Source organism: Methylophaga sp. UBA5088 (assembly GCF_002414625.1).
In the GTDB taxonomy this organism is placed as follows: domain Bacteria; phylum Pseudomonadota; class Gammaproteobacteria; order Nitrosococcales; family Methylophagaceae; genus Methylophaga; species Methylophaga marina.
Map to the genome: position 1 here is coordinate 972 of NZ_DIAC01000034.1, position 1,858 is coordinate 2,829.

Below are 1,858 nucleotides of genomic sequence, written 5' to 3' on the forward strand. Positions count from 1 at the left end.
TCATATCTCAACGCATCCGCCTCGTGAATCTGTAATTGCTTATAATCACTAAACTGACGTCTCAATAGCGGCACCAAGTCGCGATCAAGCTCAATCACATCCAGCTTTGAACAGCGTTGTAATAGTGGCTCTGTCAACGCACCACGTCCAGGTCCGATTTCAACCAGATGTTGCCCTTCTTCAGGGCTGATTGCTTCTACTATTGAATTAATAATACTTTCATCGTGTAGAAAGTTTTGTCCAAAGCGTTTTCTTGCTCGTGGAAAAGATGATTGGCTCATAAGTTACTCATTGTGTATTCGCCATGGCTATTGCCATTTTTAGAGCGGCATACAAACTACTCGGATTCGCACGTCCTGTACCCGCTAAATCAAGTGCTGTTCCGTGATCTACCGATGTTCTTATGAATGGCAAACCCAATGTGACATTCACAGCCTTACCGAATCCGTGATGTTTTAATACAGGCAAGCCCTGATCGTGATACATCGCTAAAACTACATCATAGTTTTGTAATTTATCTTGATTAAAAATAGTATCGGCTGGCCAGGCACCCGATACGGCATAGCCATCTTGAATAAAACGATCAATAACAGGCTGGATAATGTCAACTTCTTCGCGACCAAGATGACCATCTTCGCCGGCATGAGGGTTTAATCCACATACCGCTATCCTTGGTAAAGCGAGACCAAAGTGTTGCTGCATGGATTGATGAATTATGACAATCACCTCACTTAGTTCGTCAGATGTAATGGCATCCGCCACGTCTCGAAGTGGTAAGTGCGTAGTAGCCAAAGCCACTTTCAGTGAATCCGTCGCTAACATCATAACGACTTTTTTTACGCCAGCCCCATCTGCAAAAAACTCTGTATGCCCAGTAAACACCTCTCCAGAGTCGTTAATGATACCTTTGTGCACAGGGGCCGTAACGATGGCATCAAATTGTTTAGATAAGCAGCCATCCAATGCCGTTTGCAAAGTATCCAAGACATAACGGCTATTCAGGTGATTCAATTCTCCCGCTGTCACAGTGGCTTTGAGTCGATGAGGTAAAACAAAAAGCTCGCCAGCCTCGGCTAATTGTCGAGGCTCGGATAGATCCATTTCAATAAAACTTATCGACAAGCCAAGCAGTTCTGCTCTTTGTTTAAGCAGTTCAGGATCCGCTAAAGCGATAAGCTGAGCTTCATGTTTTTGCTGCGCTAATGACAGAATAAGATCAGGTCCAATACCTGAAGGCTCTCCTGGAGTTAGTGCTATACGTTTGATGACACTCAAGGATTACGATACTCGACGTAAGCTTCATCACGCATTGAACGTAACCATGTTTCCATTTCTTCATCAATTTTACGCTGGCGAATTTGTTCTCGCGCTTTTCCACGTTGATATTCTTCCGCCATATTTTCTTCTCGACGATCGAACACTTTGATTAAATGCCAACCAAATCGACTTTGAAAAACATCGCTCATTTCCCCGACGGCTAAGGCATTCATTTTTTCTTCAAATTCAGGAACCATCACGCCAGGACTTACCCAACCTAAGCTTCCGCCATCAATGGCAGAGCCCGTATCGTCAGAATTCGCTCTGGCTAGCTCGGCAAAGTCTTCACCATTAACAATACGTTCTCTCAGTGTTTCCAGCCGTTTTTGGGCTTCTTCATCTGTTGTGAGTTCGTTGGTTTTAATCAGGATATGACTGGCTAATGTTTGTTTGACAAGATGCACATCTTCACTTTTTTTGTCTTTCACTCTAACCAAGTGATAACCACTACCACTACGCAAAGGTTGGCTGACTTCACCGATACTTAATGTGGGTACCACATCAGCAAACAATGATGGAAGCTCGCCCTGTTTGCGCCAGC

3 protein-coding genes are annotated in these 1,858 nt (G+C 44.1%); all 3 read right to left on the reverse strand.

Going from position 1 to position 1,858, the window contains the following annotated elements; translation table 11 throughout:
* The coding region (locus B4K20_RS04795; protein ID WP_289282065.1) for a ribosomal RNA small subunit methyltransferase A at window positions 1–281 on the reverse strand (281 nt) is incomplete at its 3' end.
* A gap of 7 nt (window positions 282–288) precedes the next feature.
* The gene (gene pdxA / locus B4K20_RS04800) at window positions 289–1,275 is read right to left on the reverse strand and encodes a 4-hydroxythreonine-4-phosphate dehydrogenase PdxA (RefSeq protein WP_289282066.1); all 987 of its coding nucleotides are present in this window, start codon (window positions 1,273–1,275) and stop codon (window positions 289–291) included.
* The coding region (locus B4K20_RS04805) for a peptidylprolyl isomerase (protein WP_289282067.1) at window positions 1,272–1,858 on the reverse strand (587 nt) is incomplete at its 5' end. The genes pdxA and B4K20_RS04805, both read right to left, overlap by 4 nt.